24 protein-coding genes and 2 tRNA genes are annotated in these 21,292 nt (G+C 53.9%); 3 read left to right on the plus strand and 23 right to left on the minus strand.

The features are described from left to right. The first annotated feature begins 227 nt into the window (after window positions 1-227). The 3 genes from HUU59_10850 to HUU59_10860 all read left to right on the plus strand — a co-directional run bounded on the left by HUU59_10850 (window position 228) and on the right by HUU59_10860 (window position 585). Complete coding sequence (locus HUU59_10850) at window positions 228-419, plus strand: hypothetical protein (GenBank protein ID NUO19937.1); 192 nt, start codon at window positions 228-230, stop codon at window positions 417-419. Then, window positions 410-484, plus strand: a tRNA-Val gene (locus HUU59_10855). The genes HUU59_10850 and HUU59_10855 overlap by 10 nt, the downstream gene beginning before the upstream one ends. A gap of 27 nt (window positions 485-511) precedes the next feature. Then, window positions 512-585, plus strand: a tRNA-Asp gene (locus tag HUU59_10860). Between the two features lie 372 nt (window positions 586-957). On the opposite strand, the gene HUU59_10865 is transcribed toward HUU59_10860, so the two are convergent. The 23 genes from HUU59_10865 to HUU59_10975 form a co-directional block, all read right to left on the minus strand. Beyond that, window positions 958-1,254: a hypothetical protein gene (locus tag HUU59_10865; GenBank protein ID NUO19938.1), complete on the minus strand. Its 297-nt coding sequence runs from the start codon at window positions 1,252-1,254 to the stop codon at window positions 958-960. A gap of 67 nt (window positions 1,255-1,321) precedes the next feature. Then, on the minus strand, window positions 1,322-1,615 hold the full coding sequence (locus HUU59_10870) for an anaerobic dehydrogenase (GenBank protein ID NUO19939.1): 294 nt from the start codon (window positions 1,613-1,615) through the stop codon (window positions 1,322-1,324). After that, entirely contained in the window at window positions 1,615-3,171 is a 1,557-nt protein-coding gene (locus HUU59_10875; protein NUO19940.1) for a hypothetical protein, read from the minus strand. The genes HUU59_10870 and HUU59_10875 overlap by 1 nt, the downstream gene beginning before the upstream one ends. Further along, a complete protein-coding gene (locus HUU59_10880; GenBank protein NUO19941.1) occupies window positions 3,168-3,446 on the minus strand; it encodes a hypothetical protein in 279 nt (92 codons plus the stop codon). Before HUU59_10880 ends, HUU59_10875 begins: the two co-directional genes overlap by 4 nt. Further along, window positions 3,443-6,457 carry a LamG domain-containing protein gene (locus HUU59_10885; protein NUO19942.1) on the minus strand — a complete coding sequence of 1,005 codons (3,015 nt, stop codon included), beginning with the start codon at window positions 6,455-6,457 and terminating at the stop codon, window positions 3,443-3,445. Before HUU59_10885 ends, HUU59_10880 begins: the two co-directional genes overlap by 4 nt. Continuing rightward, a complete protein-coding gene (locus tag HUU59_10890) occupies window positions 6,454-6,864 on the minus strand; it encodes a hypothetical protein (protein NUO19943.1) in 411 nt (136 codons plus the stop codon). The genes HUU59_10885 and HUU59_10890 overlap by 4 nt, the downstream gene beginning before the upstream one ends. Then, a complete protein-coding gene (locus tag HUU59_10895) occupies window positions 6,861-9,086 on the minus strand; it encodes a hypothetical protein (GenBank protein NUO19944.1) in 2,226 nt (741 codons plus the stop codon). The genes HUU59_10890 and HUU59_10895 overlap by 4 nt, the downstream gene beginning before the upstream one ends. Beyond that, entirely contained in the window at window positions 9,079-9,300 is a 222-nt protein-coding gene (locus HUU59_10900; protein ID NUO19945.1) for a hypothetical protein, read from the minus strand. The genes HUU59_10895 and HUU59_10900 overlap by 8 nt, the downstream gene beginning before the upstream one ends. Before the next feature lie 2 nt (window positions 9,301-9,302). After that, window positions 9,303-9,962 (minus strand): hypothetical protein, encoded by a 660-nt coding sequence (locus HUU59_10905; GenBank protein ID NUO19946.1) that lies wholly within the window; start codon window positions 9,960-9,962, stop codon window positions 9,303-9,305. A 23-nt stretch (window positions 9,963-9,985) separates the two neighbouring features. Next, entirely contained in the window at window positions 9,986-10,201 is a 216-nt protein-coding gene (locus HUU59_10910; protein ID NUO19947.1) for a hypothetical protein, read from the minus strand. Between the two features lie 9 nt (window positions 10,202-10,210). Further along, a complete protein-coding gene (locus HUU59_10915) occupies window positions 10,211-11,713 on the minus strand; it encodes a hypothetical protein (protein NUO19948.1) in 1,503 nt (500 codons plus the stop codon). 16 nt (window positions 11,714-11,729) lie between these two features. Next, window positions 11,730-12,191: a hypothetical protein gene (locus HUU59_10920; protein ID NUO19949.1), complete on the minus strand. Its 462-nt coding sequence runs from the start codon at window positions 12,189-12,191 to the stop codon at window positions 11,730-11,732. Beyond that, a complete protein-coding gene (locus HUU59_10925; GenBank protein ID NUO19950.1) occupies window positions 12,191-12,721 on the minus strand; it encodes a hypothetical protein in 531 nt (176 codons plus the stop codon). The genes HUU59_10920 and HUU59_10925 overlap by 1 nt, the downstream gene beginning before the upstream one ends. Window position 12,722: 1 nt before the next feature. Continuing rightward, complete coding sequence (locus tag HUU59_10930; protein NUO19951.1) at window positions 12,723-13,073, minus strand: hypothetical protein; 351 nt, start codon at window positions 13,071-13,073, stop codon at window positions 12,723-12,725. Next, window positions 13,073-13,462 carry a hypothetical protein gene (locus HUU59_10935; GenBank protein ID NUO19952.1) on the minus strand — a complete coding sequence of 130 codons (390 nt, stop codon included), beginning with the start codon at window positions 13,460-13,462 and terminating at the stop codon, window positions 13,073-13,075. The genes HUU59_10930 and HUU59_10935 overlap by 1 nt, the downstream gene beginning before the upstream one ends. Before the next feature lie 7 nt (window positions 13,463-13,469). Beyond that, window positions 13,470-14,141 carry a hypothetical protein gene (locus tag HUU59_10940; protein ID NUO19953.1) on the minus strand — a complete coding sequence of 224 codons (672 nt, stop codon included), beginning with the start codon at window positions 14,139-14,141 and terminating at the stop codon, window positions 13,470-13,472. Continuing rightward, the gene (locus tag HUU59_10945; GenBank protein NUO19954.1) at window positions 14,141-14,572 is read right to left on the minus strand and encodes a hypothetical protein; all 432 of its coding nucleotides are present in this window, start codon (window positions 14,570-14,572) and stop codon (window positions 14,141-14,143) included. Before HUU59_10945 ends, HUU59_10940 begins: the two co-directional genes overlap by 1 nt. A 97-nt stretch (window positions 14,573-14,669) precedes the next feature. After that, window positions 14,670-17,066 carry a hypothetical protein gene (locus HUU59_10950; GenBank protein ID NUO19955.1) on the minus strand — a complete coding sequence of 799 codons (2,397 nt, stop codon included), beginning with the start codon at window positions 17,064-17,066 and terminating at the stop codon, window positions 14,670-14,672. 120 nt (window positions 17,067-17,186) lie between these two features. After that, window positions 17,187-18,062, minus strand: a complete 876-nt coding sequence (locus HUU59_10955; protein ID NUO19956.1) for a hypothetical protein — start codon at window positions 18,060-18,062, stop codon at window positions 17,187-17,189. Next, window positions 18,062-18,472 (minus strand): hypothetical protein, encoded by a 411-nt coding sequence (locus tag HUU59_10960; GenBank protein NUO19957.1) that lies wholly within the window; start codon window positions 18,470-18,472, stop codon window positions 18,062-18,064. The genes HUU59_10955 and HUU59_10960 overlap by 1 nt, the downstream gene beginning before the upstream one ends. Then, window positions 18,469-19,176, minus strand: coding sequence for a hypothetical protein (locus HUU59_10965; protein NUO19958.1), 708 nt, complete (start codon window positions 19,174-19,176; stop codon window positions 18,469-18,471). Before HUU59_10965 ends, HUU59_10960 begins: the two co-directional genes overlap by 4 nt. Continuing rightward, complete coding sequence (locus tag HUU59_10970) at window positions 19,173-19,838, minus strand: ParB N-terminal domain-containing protein (protein ID NUO19959.1); 666 nt, start codon at window positions 19,836-19,838, stop codon at window positions 19,173-19,175. The genes HUU59_10965 and HUU59_10970 overlap by 4 nt, the downstream gene beginning before the upstream one ends. Further along, window positions 19,816-21,291, minus strand: coding sequence for a hypothetical protein (locus HUU59_10975; protein NUO19960.1), 1,476 nt, complete (start codon window positions 21,289-21,291; stop codon window positions 19,816-19,818). Before HUU59_10975 ends, HUU59_10970 begins: the two co-directional genes overlap by 23 nt. Window position 21,292 lies beyond the last annotated feature (1 nt).

The following is a 21,292-nucleotide window of genomic DNA, read 5'->3' on the forward strand; positions in this document are numbered from 1 at the left end:
ATATAGTCAAAACAACAAATATGGCGCCTTGAAGGCGGTCAAATGGCGGGGGACAGACTTGACATGAAAGGCGGAATGTGTTATTTTTCGGGTTCTAAAGTCGCAAGGAGACAGTCATAGCCGCACCACGCAAAGCCCCTGTGTCAGGCGGGTCTGAGAAGACCACTGGCAAGGGTCGTGAGACCCAGGCCCCGCGCTTTTCTGTGCCGTTTACGCGCAAGAACTACATGATTCTTGGCGTAGGGGTACTTTTGCTTGTGATCGGCTATTTCTTCATGAATCAACCGCCTCACGATGGCTTTATGAGCTTGACGTTGGCACCCTTGATTTTGACGGCTGCTTACTGTGTGATTATTCCGTGGGGTATTTTGGCTCGGGAGAAGACACCGACAGAAAGCCCGGCGGCCAGGGGCGATTAGCTCAGCTGGTCCAGAGCGCCTGCTTTACACGCAGGATGTCGGGGGTTCGAATCCCTCATCGCCCACGAAGTTCGACAGATTTCATTTTAGCCGGGGTCGTAGTTCAGTTGGTTAGAACGCTGGCCTGTCACGCCGGAGGTCGCGGGTTCGAGTCCCGTCGGCCCCGCTAAAAAAGCTTGTAAGTTCAATAATTGATGTTGAATTAGCAGGAATTGTTCTACGGTAGAAGCATTTTTTGACAATTTTAAGCTTGAAGTCCAGAAGGACAAGGATTCGAGTACAACCCCCCCAAGATGATCACGTTCTTTGAGCTTCCAGTTTTAGAACCAATCCTTGCCTTCTGGATGTTCAATGTTTGGAGTGGAAGCAACTGTAGTTAATGCAAATCGCAGTCCAGTACCAATATAAATGCGAATGCAATAGATTCGTGATGTTTTGAAACTATAAAGTTGAGTAAACATGGAAAGTGTTGCCGAGAATACCGTAAGCCCCGCCAGAAATGGCGGGGCTTACCATTTTGCTGACATCGGCAAATTGGTTACAGCGACTCGAGCTGAATGTACTTGTCGGCCTCAGCAAAGAGATTCGGACAGCCTGCGGCTTCCATGTCAGCCTGAGCGTCGGCGGTGAACTTCGCCCACGCGGCGTCGTCAATGCGGGTTTCCGTGGCGGTTTCAACGTATTTCTTGACTTCGGTGCCGCCGCACGCGACAGCCAGATACGCCATCTGCTTCTTTTCCTGATGCTCTGCCGGAATCTCACCGGTCAGACCATTGACAATCGCGGGCAATGCCGCAATGATCAGGGGTTCAAGCAATCCAAATGGGATTTTCATTTTCATCGTCCTTTCGGTTTTGTTCTAAGCTACCGTGATTCGGTTGCTTGTTTATTATCGTTCATTTTCAGGTTTCTTTGTAATCGGGAAGTTCAACCGTCTGTCCAGCAAGTTCATGCTCGCAATCACCTAAGAATTGTATCATGCCGTCAATCACAAACGAATGACAGCGCATTGGATGGTCTTGTCTGCGATAAGTCCCACCTTTAACAAGTAGTGATGGTGTGAATGTCGGCTTGTCCATTGAGCCGTTCCATATCCAGCGAGACAAATCAAACGGGTGGTCACATTGACAACCTGGACAAAAGAACACCATCGTAGATGGCCCGCCCGCGTGATTCTTGTATTCTTTAAGCTTCATTACCTTTTGAACTTCGGCACAATCGCCGCGAGAGAGTCAATCCACGTCTGATACTGCCAGTTGAATAGAATCACTTGCTGAACTTCGTAGTCGCGGACCGCTACCGCTGCCGAATCAATGTTGTTGGTTCCAAGATAGACTGCGGCAGCCACGGAACCCGTGTCAAATCGCGCAAGCTCCGCTCGCAGCGCGTTTGGTCGCGATTCATTCCATGCAAAGCCCAGAAACGGCGTGCCATCCGTCACGCCTTCATTTTCCATACCGAATGATGCTCGCGTGAAGGTCGTGCTGTTGTGCCCGCCAAGACAGTCGTTCCAGCCCCAGGATTCTTTTCCCCAAAGTGAATAGTTGAACCACGCGGCATCCGCCACAAGCTGCGCAAACGCTTCCCCTGCGTTCGGGGCACGGTCGTACTCATGTTGTCCGAGCAGCGCAACTTCGTCCAACGAAAACCAGACGCCCGCTATCGCCGGTTCATTCTGAAATTCCTGCCAGAATAACAGCGACTGCCGCATGGCGATCCCATAAAACGCCGCGGTACAGTCCGGATTCATGGTTCGCGCAAGGTAGAATCCTGTTTGACCGTCATGGCCATAGTACCTGTATTGCGCTTGCGCGCCCGTATAAGCCGGAGCCTCCGTCACGGTGGGTGCGCGCTCCGATAACCCGCGCACGAAAATGCGAGTCGGTGTGGAACCGGACGGCGAAAGGTAAATGAACCAGCCGGTGGAATTCTCAAGCGAATGAAACGTGAGGCTGCGTTGTCCCGGTTGCGCGGTGTATTTGGCAACAAGTTCCTGTCCGGGAGTGTCACGAAAAAACTGGATGTTCGCGGGTGCGCCAGAAACTTCGATTTCAAGATTAAATAGCCTGCGAGTGAACTGTTCAGGCAAGTCAAAGAATAGAAATTCGCGTTGCCCGGGCAGAATGGTGTAGGCCTTCCAAAATGTTTCTGCAAGTCCGACCGGCGCGGTCGTCTCAATGAAATCGGGATAGCCGTAATGATACTTCGAGCCATTCCACACCAGCGGCCGCAATTCAAGTCCCAGCGAATCACAGAGCCTGCACATGACGTGCATCGAATCGCGCCATCGGGCGTCCGCGCGCGGGTCTCCGTTCTTGCTCCACTGGTCAAGGCCGACAATGCCATCGCATCCGGCAGCAGCGGCCTTCGTAATCAATTCACGAGTTAGTCCAGGTCTAACGCCTTCCAGCACGTTAATTCGCTCGCCGATATAATAGTGGACGGACGGTTGTGCGATTGCCGGTGTAACAAGAAGAAACGTCAACAGCATAAACAGCGCGCCATTCTTCTGCACACGCTTAATGATTTTATGGCCGCCGCCGATACCGATGCCCAACGTAGCAAGCAGCGGCAGGATCCAGTCCCAGGGCACACACCAGCCACCGATAATCGGGATCTGCTGCGGTATGGGCAAGCAGTCAGGATACATCTGTACCAGCTGTGCGAGCTGATAGCCCAAGATTGTGCAGATGGTGCTCCAAAGCTTCTTACCATCAAGTCGTTGCCAGACCCACTGGAAGATTTTCTTCATTGTGGTTTTCCTTTGAATACTTCACGTTCGAGGTTTACGATTTTCTGATTGTGAACAGCAATGGTTGCGTTTGTCGCGGAGTCAGACTTATAGAGCTCGTCAATCTTGCTCATGATTCTGTCGGCGTTATCTTTCTCGCTGGCCTTTAGCTCATGCAATGAACGCGTGATTGACGTTGCCCATGCGCCGGCGAAGCCCGCGACAAGCAGGACCAGCACGCCGATTACCCACCAGAGAAGTGTCATGATTTGCTCGTAATTCTGTTCAGGGGTCATGGTGTTCCTACTTCAAAGAATGTGCTGGTGACTTCGTTAATGTTGGGGTCGAGCTCTTGCTCAATAAGTCTGAACCGGCTGCTGTTATTGATTGACGCCGGAAGCAAATCATGAGACAGTTTCACGAGGTCCAGAGGTTCATATTGAATCATTGCCAATCCGGTCTTTCCGGAGGGAATGTACGGACGTCTCGATAAGTGAGTCACGGCTGCTTTGAACAGCAATTCAGCGGTCGCCGCGTCCCGAATGTTCTTGGCAGTGTATTCCCAGCGGTTGACCTGTAGCGTTGAATTGTAAGCCGCCGCGCACAAATCCCAGTAATCTTCGCCGTCCGCGCTTAGATTCGTATAAGCAGAATCGAACGCGGCGGAATCCGGATTGGTCAGGTATAGCGTTTCCTCCGGCTCACCTGTGACAACGTTGACTTTGTAATGAAGCACAAACTCATTGTACCAGTACTTCAAGTTTCCACGCTTGACAGCAAACGAAGAGCGGTCGCCTATAAGCCGGAAATTTGAAATCGTCGGCGGGGTTTCAGCAACTTCACCGGCGTCAATGCGCGCAACGGTATCCTCGCCCAGATAATTCGTGAAGAATGCGATATGCGCTTCCTTGCACAGCTCCTTTATCATGTCCATGGAATTGCGCTGGTCAAGGTAGTCGCGTGCAAATTTCCATGCACTGCGCTTGGCCGCAACAATATCAAATCCCGCTGCGGGATAAGCCACGGATAAATCCGTTTCCTGAATCTCCGACTCAGTGAACGGAACTTTAGCGCTCGTTCCCGAAACATACCGCATGTTCGAATGATTGTTCGAAGATGCGGTATTTCCGTTTCCGGAATAATCTGTCGCGTTGAACGCGCCGCTGGGAGTGCTGCCGTCAGATTGCTCCCGTGCTGCATCGTCAAACCGCCACCATGCCTTTGTATTCCCGGGGAAATACGGTTTCGGATAACCGGCACCGCCGTTGTATAGCTGCTTTGCCTCGCCTTCCGAAATAACCCTGTCCCAAATCCTGAGTTCGTCAAGAATCATATTCGTGCGCGTGGTCGCGCCCGCGCGCAATCCGATTCGCAATACATTCCCCGAATCTGCTACGGCCTGAACAATGCTTGAGCCGTTATCGTACGCACCATTGATGTGAATGTACCGAGTAGCGCCTGAGCCGCCTGCGGCGGTTGCAACAATGTGATACCAGACACCTGTTGACAACGTGGCGGCGGATTCCAAATAATTTGAAGTGCTTCCGTCACCGCGCCAGAATCTGATTTTGCCACCGGTGGAAACTGACAGCGCATACGGTGAAATATCACCGCCCGCGTCAATCTTTGCCACAATGAAATTCTCGCCTGCGGCAACGAATGAAATGAACTTCACCCAGCATTCGATAGATACCACGGAATCCAAGGCGAGGCTCGAATGATGTGCGACCTGAAAAAACGGCGTTGAAATCGCAGCGTCTTGGAACTGAATGGCTCCGCCGTGCTGCTTGACCGCTAACCCAAGTTCATCTGTCAACAATGACTCAATAACATACGCGGGGTTCTGAATGAGGTCGCCGGAGTTGAATGCGTTCGAATGGTCAGGAGAGTCAATCCATGGGCCGAACTCCCTGCCTTTGCCGGTCTGCATGATTTCAACAAGTTCTTCGTCATCCGGCTCATCAATGTGAACGTACACGGATTTGATGCGAAACGAACAACCGGCATCATGGCCGCCGACGTCCACGTACTTGAACTCAATTTGATACCCTGCATACGAGCCGTTTTCAGAGCCTAATGCCGGTGAGGCAGCGGTAGCGATGTCAATGGTCACAAACGAACCATACGCCGGAACATCTGTCCACGTAATGTGAACGGAGTTGTCTTTGGATATGCGATACTGAACCTTGTCGTCAACACGGCTAACAGCATCAATCCGGAACTTCCAATCTACGTTTGACGCAGCCTTGCCTGTATCGCCGATGGTCGCAAGTATTTCATATGACGCAACTTCGCCATTTGCATCAAGGACCGTGTAATTTGTGTCGTCCTCGTCGACCGCGAAGTCCGGGTCTGTCGCCCCGCTTGTTGCAACAGTATCGACAACCGGAACAAGGTGAACCGTCCTGAACAGGGAATTTGAGGCCTTGAAAACTTCGTCTGCAGTAGCTCCGGAGACAACCGAACCAAATGCCGCCTGCGTGTGCCGAACGTTCGTCAATGAGTAAATCTTACGCTCGTCAATCCATCGGGTGAGCTTTCCGTCCGGAGTCGGATAACTGCGGGAATTCATATCATGTCCGCAATAGACGGCATACGGTCTCCCGCTACCGGTGCCAACGTCACTGTACTTAAGGCCTTTTGTCAAGTAGCCTTTGAAATAGTCATGATGCACGATGGAACTTGATCCAGGCGACAGGTTGCTCGCAATACCGGACTTGTTCAATCCGTTTCCGGAATTCTCAAGCCAGTCGCCAATGAGAATCGGATAAGGCTTGTTCTCATTGGCCTTTGGTATGTCCGGGTGTTCTGCCCGCGTCATCAGTCGCTTTGGCAGCATGCGATGGCGTTTCATCCAGCCGTCCACACAATAGAAAATCACTGCATCTTCATCCCAGTTCACGTCCTCTACAAATCCGGAAGGTGCAACCGGCAAAGCGTTCATCCATGAAGGTGCCGTTTGGTCGGTGAATATCAGCCGAATTTCCGCGCGCCGTCCGATAAATTCCTCAGCCGCCAATGAATCTGAAATCAAACCCTGGTTCAGAATCTTGACACTCCACTTTTGCACCTGCGCTACGTTTCCGCCCTCGCTGATGTCGATCGCACGCCGGATTTTTCCTAATCCCCGTTTGGCAATCTTCGACTCAAAACTCGGCCCCGTCCAGCCGGCTACATTGGTGGAATCGCAAGGGAAAGTCGCCCAGCGGTAAAGCGCGGACGCGCTTTCAATCTCGACCAGATACTGCGTTGCGCGGGAGTTTGCGGCAAGGCCTGCGCTAATGTTTGCTGACAACACCTTGCTCATGACGGCGCACCCGTGCCGGTGGAGCGATAGCGCACGGTGAACTTCTGCTCGTACAGGGTATTCGCATACAGGCGGTGCGGCGGGAGTTTGCCAATCAATCGTGCCGTGACGGCTGTGCCGTTTCCTACACCGAGGTCAACACTCGCGCCAGGCGTAAGCGTAAACTCGTGCTTCGAGCCTTTTACGGTGTTGATAAAGAAGTTCCGGAGAGTCGCAAGCTGGGCCTGTGTCATGCCCCGAATGTAGAACGTGGCAACCCAGATCGTCACGTCGCGGTCATCGACTTCAAGCGTGCCGTCTTCGTACTCACCGATGTTCTGCAGCCGCTCGGGTTGAATGTCCAGAGGCAGACGCGGTTCAAGTCGTCCCGTCAGCGTGACGGTCGTTGCAGAGTATTGTAATGTCATGCGGCGAAACTCATGCTGAATCTGCGTTCATCCAAGGCTCGTTCTATCGCACGTGGAAGCATCTCTTCCACGAGGTCACGAATCTCAAGCCGCTTTTCCAATGACAGACCCTGTCCGTCGATGTACAAGGCAATCGGGACAGTCACGCTTCCGCCGACAGAGCGACCGCTGTTCATTGCCTGCAATGCGCCGTAATTCTGTTGGGCTGCGGACCTGCGGACCACAAATTCACCTGGCTCCAGCATCGCCGGAACTTTGTCTCCAAACCCAGACCCGGGGACAACACCGCCCTCGGCAAACCGCAGCCCGCGAATAGCTGCGATAATCGCAGCAACAGTAGCGGCGGCAGCCGGAATGCCAAAAGGACCAAAAGACGCATACCAAGAATAAATCTTGGTCGCGAGCTGTGTCAGATAGCCTTGATTCGTGGCAGCAGTTGCCGCTTGCTCAGTCGCCGCTGCGCCTGTTACGGCCGCCGTGCCCGCAACCGTGCTCGTGACTTTGCTTTGTGTCATCAGGATATCAGAGGCAATAGCATGCTTAACCTGCTGACTCAGCAGCTGAATGGCGAAAGAAGCACCAGCACGAACAATTGCATCTCTGCGCTGCCGGCCGGTCATTTCGATGTTCACAAGCGTATTCGTGAACGTATCGAATCCCGCGCCGAGTATTCCCAAGTGCCCGCGCCACAACTCCTGCTCCGCAGCGTAGGCTTCTATTCGGCGCGCTCGAGCCTGCTCATCCGCCTGCTCCTGCAGTTCGATTCCCTGAATGTAAATCTGTCCTTTCGCGCCTACGAGGTCACGATAATCCGCAAGCTCCTGTTCATGAGCATCAGGCGACGTCGTCGATACTTCTTGAGTAGGGAGGACGGCGCCGCGAGCCAAAGCCGCGGCCTCCTGATACTCAAGTCCGGCATTCATCAGGTCTCGAATAGCAGAGGCGTTGATGCTGACCTGTTCTGCGGCTACCTTGTGCGCGGCGCTGTTCTTGTTAACCTGCTGCTCTGTCATTGCCAACGGTTCTTTCGCCGCGTACAAAGACAACACGTAGTTATCCCAAGCCGCACGCTGCGCATCGGTGCCGCTACGGTAATCCGCGAACTTTCCGAAAATCTCTTCCTGCTTAATTCGCAGAGACTGGTACGATACGCCCGTCTCTTCGGTGATTTTCTTCAGGTTGCCTTCGCTCTTGGCCGTGGCAGTCATAGCATCCGACAACTGCCACGCGACGCCCGCAACGGCAATGATTCCGGTGGCGACCACCGTCCACGGCGAAGCCGCCAGCGCGATGGCCGCTGTCTTCAGCATGGCCATGCCCGTCACGACTTTCGGGATCACCAGCGCAATACTGCTCGTGACCGTCAAGAATCCCGTTAAGCCGATTGCGCCCGCACCGATTGCCGCAACAACGCCCTGGTGCTCCGCCGCCCATTCACCGGTTTTCTGAACCACCGGCGTGAGGCGCTCGGCAGTCGTGCGGATAATCTCAAGAAACGGATTGCCTGCATTCTCTACAGCCGCCGCCATTTCCTGCTTGAGCTTATTGACAGCACCTGCCGTGTTATCAGCAGCAGCCGCCGCCCGGCCTTCAAATTGCGCCAATCGGTCGAAGATAACCGCAACAATGTCAGCCTGCTTCGCATTTTCACCGAGAGCGCGAACTTGCTCATCAAGCCCGGGCATGATTCGGGCGAGAGCGCCGATTTCGCCTTCCATGGCACGCGCAACAGCATCAGCAGCAGATGCCAGAGGAATTTTTCGCGCAACCGCCAGGTCAGCGACAAGGCCAAGATTGTCAATGGAACCCGCAGCGTCGCCCGTAATGTCGGTCATGCGGGCAGCAGCGTCTATGTATTCATCGTCAGCTATTCCCGTGAGCCGCTGGAGACGCATGGCCGTGTCATTCAGCTTATTCGAAAGTGCGTCAGCGTCACCACCAGCATTCTTGACGGCCGAACGGAAATTTGACATTCCCAATTCGCCCTGAGCGGCTTCACGCGCGGCAAATCCGATGCTGCCGGCCACAGCCGCGAAACCAATGGCCGCGACATTCCGAATCTTCGCAACCGAGTCTTCCCATGAACGCGAAGCAGCAGCGGCCGTGTCTTTCGCCACCTGCTCAGCACCGGCAAGCTCACCCTTCAATGACGCAAAGGCAGCATCAACGTCTGCCTTTGCTTTAAGAAGAATCGCCAGTTCTTTTTCGCGTACGTTACCCACGGTTCAATTGTTCGAATTGGTGTTGGTAGTTCATCTCATGAATCATGTAAACGCGGTCAAGCAGATTCTGAAGCTCTTCGCCGTTCATCCGGTATTCCCGCAATAACAGCACATGCTCCAGCTTGTCGATCTTCGGCAATCGCAGTTCATCACGACCGGAATATCGCAGAGCCTCAAAGTAGACGCTGATTGCCCTGTGGTCGTCCGGAGACAATTCTATCGGCGGTTCTTGCGTGAAGTGGCAGATGCCGCTGGCTTTGCCAGTTTCTTCGTCGGGGCGGAGGCACGGCGGGAGCCGGTCACTTTCCGCGTGGTCGTTGAAGCATTTTTCGCAGTATCCCCAGCCGTATTCGAGGCTGAGCTCGACGTACTGCCGGAGCGTTGCAAAGGGTCGATACCCTGCGCCTTCATCTTCTGCGCAGTGATGTCCTTCAGGACAAGCGCAAAGAGCTGGTCGCCGAACTCGGTTTCCGCGAACGCCGCAACAGAATCGGAATTCAGCGGTGCTGTTCCTTCGGTGTTCGAGTATCCGATACCGCTCCAGCTCTGGATTGACCATAAGAGCGTGCGATTCTTGACTTCAGGCCAATCAGTCTTGCTGATTTGCTGTCCGACCATGAGCAGGGAGTACAACCGCTTGGTCGCGGCCTCCTCATCAACGTCTCTGAACTGCCCGTCCTCAGCAATGATTTCCCGCAACAAAGTCAACAGCTGTGTCTTATCCACCGGCGCAGGACCACGGTCGTCAATTCTGCATTCACGGATAATTTCCTGATAACGCCGAGGACCGATTGGCCGGTATTTCACCTCCGCTCCGGGGAGTGGAGTGAATATCAGAACCTGCGATTCACTTACAAGCGAAATTACGTTTGACATCGTGCTTTCTTCCGTGGATTTGATTACAGTTGTGATTCGTTCGCCGCGGTGTCGGCGGGCGCGTCAACCTTCGGAGCATTCCACTCGTGGAACTTCCCTTGAATGACCTTGACCTTGCTTTCGGCAGGTGCATTACCGTCGACAATGCCGTGAATTTCTGCAAGTCGATTCGACAGCTCAGCGCGTTCTTCCGCAAGCGCGGAATTTGACTTCTGAAGTTCTTCAGCCGTGAGTTTCATGGTAAATCCTTATTCTTGATTCTGTGCCATAAAGGCGTTAAATGGATTCTGGTTTCGAGTCTGAATAATCAGTGGGCCGTTCTCAATGCCGTTACCGCTGGTGGGCGTCGGCATACCATTGGGATTGCCGGTCACAGAATCACAATGCAAAAGCCTGAAGCTGTGCTTTTCCGGACGAACGCCTGGACCGGGGATGCTCGTATCCGGCGTTTCAAGCCGCAAACGCCGCATCCAAAGCGTCAACGCATTGCTGATTCCGGTTGCGATTGTCGATCCCGTGAAGCTCAGCGACGCCATGAGATTCGTTTCATTCATGAACTGCGTGATACGGGCATTCGTGACATACCGCGCAACGGTAAACGAACCATAGATGTCACGCTTGCCGCTGCGTGCGGGCTCAATGCGGTACAGACCTGTCTCCGTGGTCTGCTGAGCGTCATCAAGCGGATTCTCAACAACAAGTTCGTAGTCGGCGATACCCAGATTGTCGCCGGAACCCAGCGGCGTTCCCGTGCTGAACGCACCGAGCCGGAATACCGCGTCCGGAAAGAGCACGCGCTCATATACCATGAAAGACGAACCCGCCAAGGGAACAGCGCCACTGCCGTTCGTGTATTCCCACAGCAAGCGGTCTTGAGAATTGGCATTGGTGAGGTCACGGTACAGCGGTACAAGCTCGAAACCAAACAAGACGCCGCCCTTCGGATCCAGCTTGATCGTCATTTTCTTGACGAAACAGAACTGCCATTCTTCATGCTGCCAGCCGTCCCAAGTAACAAGGACTCCGTGGCGATTGATGTACTTGCCGGTGCCGATGCCCGTAGCCCAAGCTCCGCTCATGATATCCTGCGGATTTTCACCGTGCATGTTCTTCGAGCATTCGAAGGTGTGCAGGAATTCGCGTGCGACCGCGAACGATTTGCCAGCCCCGGGGTCAGAGCCACCGCCCGTCGTCCATGACGGCGCAATCGTGACAGAGGTGCCGCTCGCGTACGCAGTGATTTTTCGTACTTGGTCAAACAGGTGCGGAGTGGTCGACAGCTCCTGAATTCGCACCCAGTCACCGACGTTGGACGCGGCGAACACGCTGGCCGATGCCACAAGCGCGGTTCCGGTCGTTCCCGCAGCCGTCGTGCCCGTAACCGGCGCGCCATTGCCCGCGACTCCAAATGCCGGACTCTCGACGGCAGACCCGCGAAACTTCTCAATACCCATTGCCGCGGCAATCAGCGCGTCAAGGCCAAGATACGCGCCGTTGCAATCGAGTGAACCGGCAGGCATGACAGATATTCCGTCATTGCGAGAATATCCGGCGATGCCGTCCAGCGTTTCATCCTTTTCAAATTCCCTGTTTACCTTCAGGCTGTGCTTCAGCAGCGGAATCTTGTCATATGCACCCAGCTTCGGCATCGCGCTGGACGCGCCAAATGCCGTGGCATAGGGATTGTTCTGACGGCTGACAAGACGGAATGCCGCAAGCGTATTAACACCAAGTGCAGGAGCCGGACTCATGATTTATCTCACTTTCTTAAGCTGATTGATGGTGCTCGCGAACTTGCAAAGTCAGCTCGCAGTAATGGCAAACGGTTTCGTAAAACTCACGTTCAGTGATTGTTTCGGCCTGCACGGGAAACGCCAGCTCACAGGCTTGATCGAGATCGCTGTCGTCATCCAAGGCGTTGGCCACGCCGCTCACAAGCCTTTGGAATTGCAGATCGCTATTGACTTCATTCAGCAGAGACAAATAACCGCGAATGCGAAAGCGATGAGTGACGTCGTGTAGATGGCCGGTTGCCACCTGTTCATCGCTGAAACCTTCCCGCGCAATGCTCCAAGAATGAATGCGAGACTGCGGTTCATAGAAATGGATTGCTCTGAACTCGTCAGAACTCTGGGTAAGCTTGCGTCCGATATGGACATTCCCGATTTCAGCTACTCCTCGCATCCGCCTGGCAATAGCCTCGGCAATTTCCTGATAATCCCTAGTCATTAGCCTTGAGCAATCTTCTGTACAACAGCTTCATGCATCGAATCGAATATCGCTTCAATCTTCGGTAAGGCTTGTTCAAATCCGTCTCGCATGAAATGCTTTCCCTTGGTTCCGTGGTGAGCAATCGAATAACGAACGCGGGTTGCAACGTCATAAGCCGTAAATTCATCATAACCGAACTTGCGCTGTGCCCAAAGCACAAGCGGTTCAAGCGGTGCCCAATGCGGCTTTGAACCGTCTTCTACGGGCAAACCATAGCTCGCGGCGTTCAAGAGCTTTCCTTCGACTATGTCCTTGCCTTCGACAAATTCGGAACCAAAGGCATTCGCCAAATTTCCCGTTGGCTGCTTTTCAATCTTTCTGTTCAGGTCAGCTAACACAGCCGGATGCAGTTCCGCTTGAATTGCGGTTCGAACCGCGATTCTCAAGGCCTCTAAGACAATAGCGGCGGCGCGATCTGGATTCGCGACCGCCGCCGACTTCAATGCGCTCTGGTCGAACTCAAAGCTGAACTTCAGCCCGTCTGCCATGTTACGTGATAGCTTCGGCTGTTACATATGTGACAGCTACAGAAGTCCCCGAAGTTATCGTGAGCTTAACACGAATATGCTTTGTGGGATGCTCAAGTACGACTCGCTTTTCAGTAGATGCAATAATGTCATCGAGTCTCTTGACAACTGAGAAGTTTGTTCCATCTGCGGAGCCTTCAAATTCAACGCGCATTTTCGGACTGCCGACTTCCGCCGAATGCGCCAACTGTACCGCAAATGTGTCAAACAAGCCAACGGTCAAAACCTCGGACGTGCGTTCAGATGTGCCGCCCGAAAGCTGATAAATTCCAATCAGCGTCGACAGTGACCAGTTATTGCGGGAGCGGTACATTAAATGTCAACCTCATACTCAAGGTAAGCGCCTTCGATCGTAGTAGTAGCGCCGGACGCGGCGGTCACTTCTATTCTGACATTTGACATCACGCCGCCGCCTGTCGAGGAATTGACATGCGTTGACGGGCTGATTTGGAGATAATAGCGGCCGCCCGAAGACAGTGTCCTTGAAGTCAAAGAAACAAAACTCACTACTGGCCAAGTATCGTCCGGTGGCGTTGACTTTCCGACAATGGAGATCGTGATATTACCGGAGGTTGAGCCAAGCAAAAACACGGCGACTACCGGCGAGCTCAGCGAAGGCTTTTCCCAGTCGCTTGCAAACGGTGTAGAATCGTTAACCGCAACCGCCGTAGCTAATCGCTTGCTAACTACTTTTTTCGGCATGGCATGCTCAATGTGTTAGATAGTTTTCGGTCGTTGACGTGCCGGGGTTTATAGGTCCCCAAGCCAAGGCCGCGCCGTCCATCAAACCGCTGCGCTCTTCATATTCCTTCGCGAGCTTCAGGTACTGCGATCCCCGTGATTCACGATTCGTCATTGACGCCAGCTCTTCAATGTTCTTCGAGGCGTTCACCTTCGCGGCCATCACACGCAGGCATTCCGCCGCCGCCCAATAAATAACAGAATCCTCGTCATCAACGGACTTCAGAGTCGTGGCATCGTTCGACACGCTGTGCTCGACTGTATAATACAGCCAAGCCTTTGACCCGCTTGCAGGGACGAGCGTTACAAAGTGAATCTTGAACGTGTCGTCCGGCTGGAGCTGAATCTGAACTTCTGCAATCGGGATTTCCGGTGCTAAAGACTGACTGCCTGTATCAACAGGGTACAGCACCTTTTTCAAGAAACTGAAGCCACCCTGCCAATCGCTCGGCGCGTTAAATCGGAAAGCGGTTCCGTCACCAGTTACTTCGTGAATCCGTACCCTCGGCCTGAACTGTGACAGTCGAGTAACTGCTCGCTTTATCGCTTCGTCATGCTGTCCGACGTTCGTGAATTTGTCCGCGTCCACAATCAACAAACGCAGAGCGTCCGACAACTCCTGAAGCTTGCGAGCAGCCATTAGCTAGGATACCACTCGATGTAAAGAACGCCGGGGCCGAATGCAGGGCTCGTGCCCGCGTCTTCGATTTCAAACGCCAAGACATCACCTTCGGCCATGGTCACGCCATTGACGTACGTGGCGTTCAGCGGAATGTTCTTGGCATCGAAAGCCACGAGGTTCACGGCGGGAGTCGCAGTGAGGTCGAGGTTTGCGACTTCTGCGGCACCGGTGGAGCCGTCCGCGCCCTTGTAGATGATGTTCAAGTTCTTGCGGTTCGTGTCGTGGCCGGTGAAGGCCGCGTTCGGCACGAACTCGATCTTCTTCACGACACACGCAACCGGCGCGCGAAACACCGGAAACGCAATCGTCGCGGCGTCAGCGGCAAGCGCGGGCGTCGCGTAGCTATGGGGAATCGGTCCCGGAATATCGCCAAATCGAGTCTTGCTCATGCGAGTATTTCCTTAAGTGAATTTGTGAATTGATTGGTCACCCGAAGGCGGGCAGGCACCACGGAAGGAAGCACCTGCACCGCCCTCATTGGGTGAATTAAGCGTAGTAACCGGCAACGCCGCGGTAGTCGACGCACTTCACGCCGACATCCCAACGCACGCGGTAACTGACCTTGTCCGCCGTGAAGTTGGAGCCGGAGCCCGCGACTTCCTGCATGAGGTCAGGTTCGCTTTGACCGCGCAGCGTGGCAACCACAATGCTTTCGACCTTCTTCGGGTCCGCAATCGCGTGCCAGTGAGCAGCGTTGGAATATCCCGGGTACAGGATATAGTCCATGCCATACTGCGAGTGCACGTTCGGAGCGCCGCCGTTCGGCAACAAGTCACCGGCGTTGTAACCGCCAGCCGCAAGAGCAACCTGAACGGTATTCTGAGCCTTGCACAGCGCGAGCGCCATGTCTTCGTAGTCCGGATGGATGACCAGCCATTTCGGCCAGTTCGATTCCATGAGACGCTCGGGATTGGTAGAATCCGAGCCGTATGCAGGCTGCATGTACATTTTCTTCCGGACGTCTTTCATGGTGGTCGGAGTCAGCGCACCGGACGTCAAGTTCGAGTGATTCGAATGCAGCAACGCAACCGAGTCGTAAATCGTGCTGTTTCCGGCCAATAAACCGAAGACCGCGCGATACGGACGAAGCTTCAGCGCCCGCGCCGCCCGAATCGGCAGCACGCGAATGGCCTTCATGTCATCGTTCACGATCATCTTGCGCGTAATGCTGAACAAGCCGCCGCGCGTTTCGAGGTTCAGCGCAACCTGCTCGTCACCGAGTGCCGGTAGGTTGTTGAAGTTTCCGCCGTCCGGGTCTACAGTCGGCAATTCGCCCCAGTAACCGAGGCGTACGAAGTTGTGATCGCGGAAGTCCGACACTTCTTCGTAGACAGAAATCTTTTCAAAGTCGCGGTAGTCCGGAAGCATATACTCGCGCATGAGTGCGCGGTGCATGGCATCGCCAAACACCTGATCGAAGCTCGCAGTTGTGAACGACTCTTTGAAGCGGGGATTCCTGCGCAATTCGCTGTTGTATTGGCGACTCGCAAGCAGTCCCAGGAACAAGTCAGCATTGTCCACGAGTTCACGGTCAACACGGAAGCCCTTGTAAGCGGCTTCCTTGATTGAAGAAAAGCGGCGGACAGTCCGCTTTTTGTCGTCCTGCAAATCTTGACCTGCAAAGAAGCCGTCGAGCGCAAGGACAGCATCGGACACGCCGACGTCATTGAGGCTGCGGATCGTCCCGTTGTTTGATCCGTAGCCCAGGGCTTCAAGCGCTTTTGCTTCGGCGGTGATTGCTTCCTTGACTTTCATAAGCTCAAGGCCGCGACCGCGCACGGACTCCTTCAGCTTTTCCTTCACCGGCGCGGGCAGGTTCGAGCCGTCGATTTCCGCAACGGCTTTCTCGTCGGCAAGCGTCTTCTGCAAGTTTTCGACGGTTTCCTTCAGCGCGTTGATGTCTTCGGGCTTGACGGCGGAGCCGCCGTTGGTCGCTGAAGAATCGGGCTTCGGAGTGGCGTCTTCTTTCTTCGGCTCGGTGCTGGGCTTGGTATCCGTGTTCTTCTGCGCCGCCTGCGCGGTTTCATAGTCGAGCAGCTTCTTCAGCGCAGCGGCCGCAGCTTCGGTATTGCCGGATTCGAGCGCGGTAAGCGCTTCCTTGGCAATGTCCTGCCACTTCACTTCGCCGGCCATTTCATCGCTTTGCTCCTGCAGCACTTCGGCGGCAACAGTCGTCGCGTCGTCACCTTCGGCTTCGAGAAAGCGCGTGAGGCGTGCTTCGGTCTTTGCGCTCTTGGACGCGGCGGCGCGTGCTTCAAGAATGCGAATAAGCAGCCGTTTAACGTGACCTTTCATGATTCTCTTTCCCTTATTTTGATTTGATGCAGCGATGCGAAGAATTTTACCGCCAGCAGCTGCGCTGTCCACAATATCGCAGGAATGAACAGACTCAATAAAACCGTTCGCCACGTCGATACCTTCAACGCGTGTCAGCTCATATGCACCGTCACCGTCGATTGACAATTCAGCAAAGTCTTTGAATCCGCTGTCCCAGGCATTCTTGATTCGCTTGGCAAGCTCATCGTCAACCAAGTGCAGGTCACAGATAATGCCTTCATTGCCTTCAGAATCTTTTCCCCAGCGCGGCTTACGATACACGCCGACTTTGTTCTTGACAAATCCGGTCGCACGTTTTGCGTCGTCCGACTCGTCACGGACATGCCCCTTTGAGCCATCGGGATTTTCAAAGACATATGCCGGAAGTCCTTCAAACTGCGGCATGAGCTGCTGAAGCATCTCTTTGCTGTAGAAGAACGGTACACCCTCCGGAGATCGGTTCTTCGAGAGTCCGACCTTTATGGTCATAACTTCGAGGACTTTGCCAGATTTGTCAGCGGCAAGAATGCGGCTGTCGCGGGAGCGTGTGAGTTTCAACCTGCTCATGGAACTAAGTTCGGGAAAGCACCGAGCGATTACAACCGACCAAATACAAAAACCCTGCAACGTTTCCGGAAATGTTGCAGGGTTTTCTACGAAACCGCTTGCGTGAATGCCGCAAGCAGATTACAGACTCAGAATCGCATTCGCCACAAATTCCGCGCTATCTTCAATCACGAGCTCAAATTGGCAACCGCAGAAAATCGTGTGCTCCGGTGGGCCTGCCGGATCGCGCGGGTACATGAGCTTTGTCCCATCCGGCATTACAAATGGTTCATTGAACGGAACGACCACTCCGTCCATTTCCTGATGCTGTGGTCTGCGGCCGGGTCGATTGCCGCCGCTCACCCATTTCTTTTTCATAACCTGAGCGGCATCCGGCACCATAGCGGCAAATCTCTGTATTTGGGCATCCAGAGTGACGCTGTAGATTCGTTGCACCTCGGTTCTGACAATTCGTTCGGCTTGATAGCTGACGCCTTCCATGCCGCCCTTACCAATCAGCGCGTCGATGCTCTGCATGGCTTCGTACGGCGATTTCCCGCCAAGCGCAGCCCGTGTGAGTTCACCGTTGACCTTCGGCATCAAATCGGCGGGGATAGACCGTACAAGGTCAGCCGTGTAATCCATGGAAATGCTCAGCAGATCAACCGTAGGCCCGAAGGCCGCGGCGGTGACACCCAGAGCTTCAGCAACCTCATAGCCAGCCGATAGCGCGGCGTCATAAGCGCCGAGTTGCGCCGTGCGAATTGCTTCAATGCTCTGATTCAGCGCGGCATTGACTTCCGACTGAATTTGCGCCGACAGCCTGGGAACGTCACCGGCCGGCAATGCCTTGACTTCCTTCGGGTAATTCGTAATCAGGTCTTTGACTCGGAGCCTGCTTTGTTCAATGCTCGAAAGCACCTGCGCCCGGGCTTCGTTGGATAGCGAGTTTGCGCTCCTTTGCAGGCCCCGTATCTTTGCCTCGAACTGTCTGACGTCTTTCTTCGTAACAGCCATTAGTTCCCTTTCTTCTCGCCCTTAGCGAGCCGAGCGATTGTGGTCTTCGCAAGCTTCAGCGCGTTCTCAGCGACCGTGCCGTCAGGCCATACCCAGCAGTGCAGCTGCGCTTCTCTGACATGAAGTTCGATGTATGTCATGGGAATTCGCGCGGCGATTGCGGCCTCTTCAAAATTCAATGCTACACCAGCCCAGATTTTCTGATTGTCCGGCAAATCGTCCGGCACTTCGGTCGGTTCGTTCGGCACATTCAACTTGATCAATGGCCATGCAATAATCAACCGCATGAGCGGCAACGCGCCGACCAGCGTGGCGATGTTGTCATTCTCGTTCGACGTTCCAGCGAGCGCCGCCTGTTTCTGTTTCAAATCCGCGATCAACTTCGCGCGGATCTCCTGCGTGATTATCAAAACGGCACCTTCAGCTTCGGGTTAATCGAAATCTCAGGATTGTACCGGACGATTGAAGAGCCCCATTTCCGGACCAGGCGCATAGCCTGCTCTCGTTCTTCCTGCGATGTGCGGTAGGCATTGCATCCGCCCGCATTGTCGATGTGCTTCGCCATGTAGTACCATTTGTCGAAGCGCAGCACTCGTCGGTATTTCAGGCAGTGCTGCAGAAAGAAATCGTAATCTTCTTTCAGGCCCAGCGACATATCGTATCGAAGCGGGTTCCGAATGTGACAGGTCAGCGGCCCCAGGACAGGCAGATTGAAGGCAATGGGTTTCCACGCATGATAGAACATCGGATCGCTCTGCACGTTCACGCCCCATAGATAGCACTTCAGTTCACGTGCAGTATCGAAACCCTTTCTCAGGAATTCCAGGAATCGTGACTCGTTCACGGCAATCTGTTGCCCCCGTTCATGAAAGCCGACCGCCCATACGTCATCGTCGATCATGACAATTTCATCATCGTCAACGGTGTCGAGGATCCAGTTGCGGATTCGCGCGATGTTGCCCTTTTTCGATTCCGGCAGGACCAGAATCTCGCCACCTTGGTTTTGGCGGTAAGCGTCAGCCTCGCTTTCGCAAACCACAAGGACAGCCGAGCTAAGCCACTTGCGCGTGAGCACGTTGTCCGCGCGTCGGTATGATGGACACAGGATTTTCATGCCGTCGCTCGGTTAATCATGCGTAACACGTCGGCACCGGCGATTACGGTGTTCAGGCCTGAACGTCCGACTTGTCCGTTAGGCTTTCGCGCGGCCTGGCCGACGCGGTCTGTGACTTTCTTCAGTCCGAATGTCTCAATCGCAGCGCGCCAATCCATTTCATTGTCGAAATACAGAATCAGGATGTTGTGTTCTTCAAGCAACTCCGGACCGAGTTCAATCTCACCTTTGATGTCTTTCGCATTCTCTTTGAACATGTCCGCAATCTCGTCATCGTCAAAGCCTGTGAGCGCGAGGTCTGCTCCGTGAGTCTGCAAATCCTTCAGAAGGTCATGAAGCAGGTTGTCATCCCAGTCACCGTGAATACGGTTCAACGCGATGTTTAACTGCTTCTCCTGTATGTCGTCAAGGTCGACAACCACGACGTCCGTTTCTGCGCAATGATTGGCAAGCAGCACCTTCACGCGCTGGTGTCCGCCGACCACGCGCTTGCTGCGCTTATTCCAGATAATCGGTTGAAGCATACCGAAAGTCTCAACTGATCGCCGCAGCTTCTCAAGTTCAGCGTGCGGCATCTTGCGGGGATTCCAGTCGGCGGGCTTTAATTGCGCGACTGCCATCCGCTGAATTGGAAAACCGTTAAGCGTTGGCTGTTTGCTCATTCTTCATTTCCTTGATTCGTTTCAGTTCGGTCTGCATCCATGATTCCTTGACACCGCCGTTAGCGTTCGGGTCGGGCGCGAGTATCGATTCAAGCGGCAGTTCGGCTTCTACGGCGATGTACTGAATGAGCTTTGCCGCGGCTGTGCTGTCAATCCAGTTATTCACACTCCAGACAGCCACAAGGTCGGTTAGGCCACGCGCAATTTCGACAAGAAGCTTTTTGTCATCGACTGCGATGGACGGCGCTGTCACAGACAAACCGAAGTCCGTCACTTCATTGAGCTCATTCGTGAAGATGCGCTTCTGGTCAATCACAAATCCGCCGACCTCTTCCCAAAACTCCACAAATTGCAACTGGGCGGATTCAAGCATCTGAAAGAAGGGAGGAGTGGTTTCCTTAGCGCCTGCCCATGTCGTATTGTCTGCTTCACCGAAAACCACAGGCGGATTGCCGCTGCCGATTTGGATGATGCTTTTGAACGTCCGCATGATTGTCTCAATGTCCGATGCCTTGATGTCCGGAGACACGAAGTTCAACTTAATCTTCTCGTTCGCGTAAGCCCAACTGGTCTCTTCGTTCGGGTTGAATCGCCGCGGCGGCGGAATGTAATTTGGTGACTCCGGATTCCGGTAATCGTTCAACTGCTTTGGTGTTGCGCCGTCGATCACGATCACGCCGACAACCGCGCTCTGATCTTCAACACGCTGTTTGTTAATCCACAGAATGTCTTCGGCACCGGCGCACCAGTCGATGATCGGGAGCAGCTCGGTCGCACCGCGTGAAGAGCCGATCACCATGTTGTACTGCAGGATGATCGCGCGTCCGACTTTCTTGTCGATCGTCACGAGTTGCTCTTTGCCGATGTATGCCCTTTTTGCACCGTAGAACTCAGGTACCAAATCAGCGGCACGGCCAAATTTGTCAGGCTTAACAATCGGCAATCTGTGTTTGCCTTCGACTGTCTTGATTTCAATGGCAATCGGCGTATCGCCATCGAATGGATCAAACTCGACGTTTGAGATGTTCAGGGGGTCAGCGAATCCGAGCCTGACATTGCCGGTAAGCGTGTTGACGTCGGGGACAGCGAACAATTCAGCAAAGAGAAATGCTTCACGTGCGCGCTTTTTCATCTTCTCGTGAATCTTGTTGTTCTCAAGGAACTGATCAATCACTGCTTGCACACGCTCGTCCTTTGCCTTAAACTCCAGACCCAGACCCACGACATAGTTCACCCACGTCTCGGTAATACGTTTCACAAAGGGATTGTACAGCCAGCCTTTGTAAGCACGGTCATTCGTGTCGTACAGAATCTCGCGAGTGATGTCACGCTGGAGCGCGTACTTCTGATTCTGGCCGAGCCGAATCCAGCCTTTGTTCGACACGCCGGATTCCTTAACGTGAATCGCGGCCTGTGATTTGTTCCGTGTGATGTTTAGCCCGAATATCTGCATG

The sequence above is a fragment of the bacterium genome (assembly GCA_013360195.1).
Taxonomy (GTDB): Bacteria; Electryoneota; RPQS01; order RPQS01; family RPQS01; genus JABWCQ01.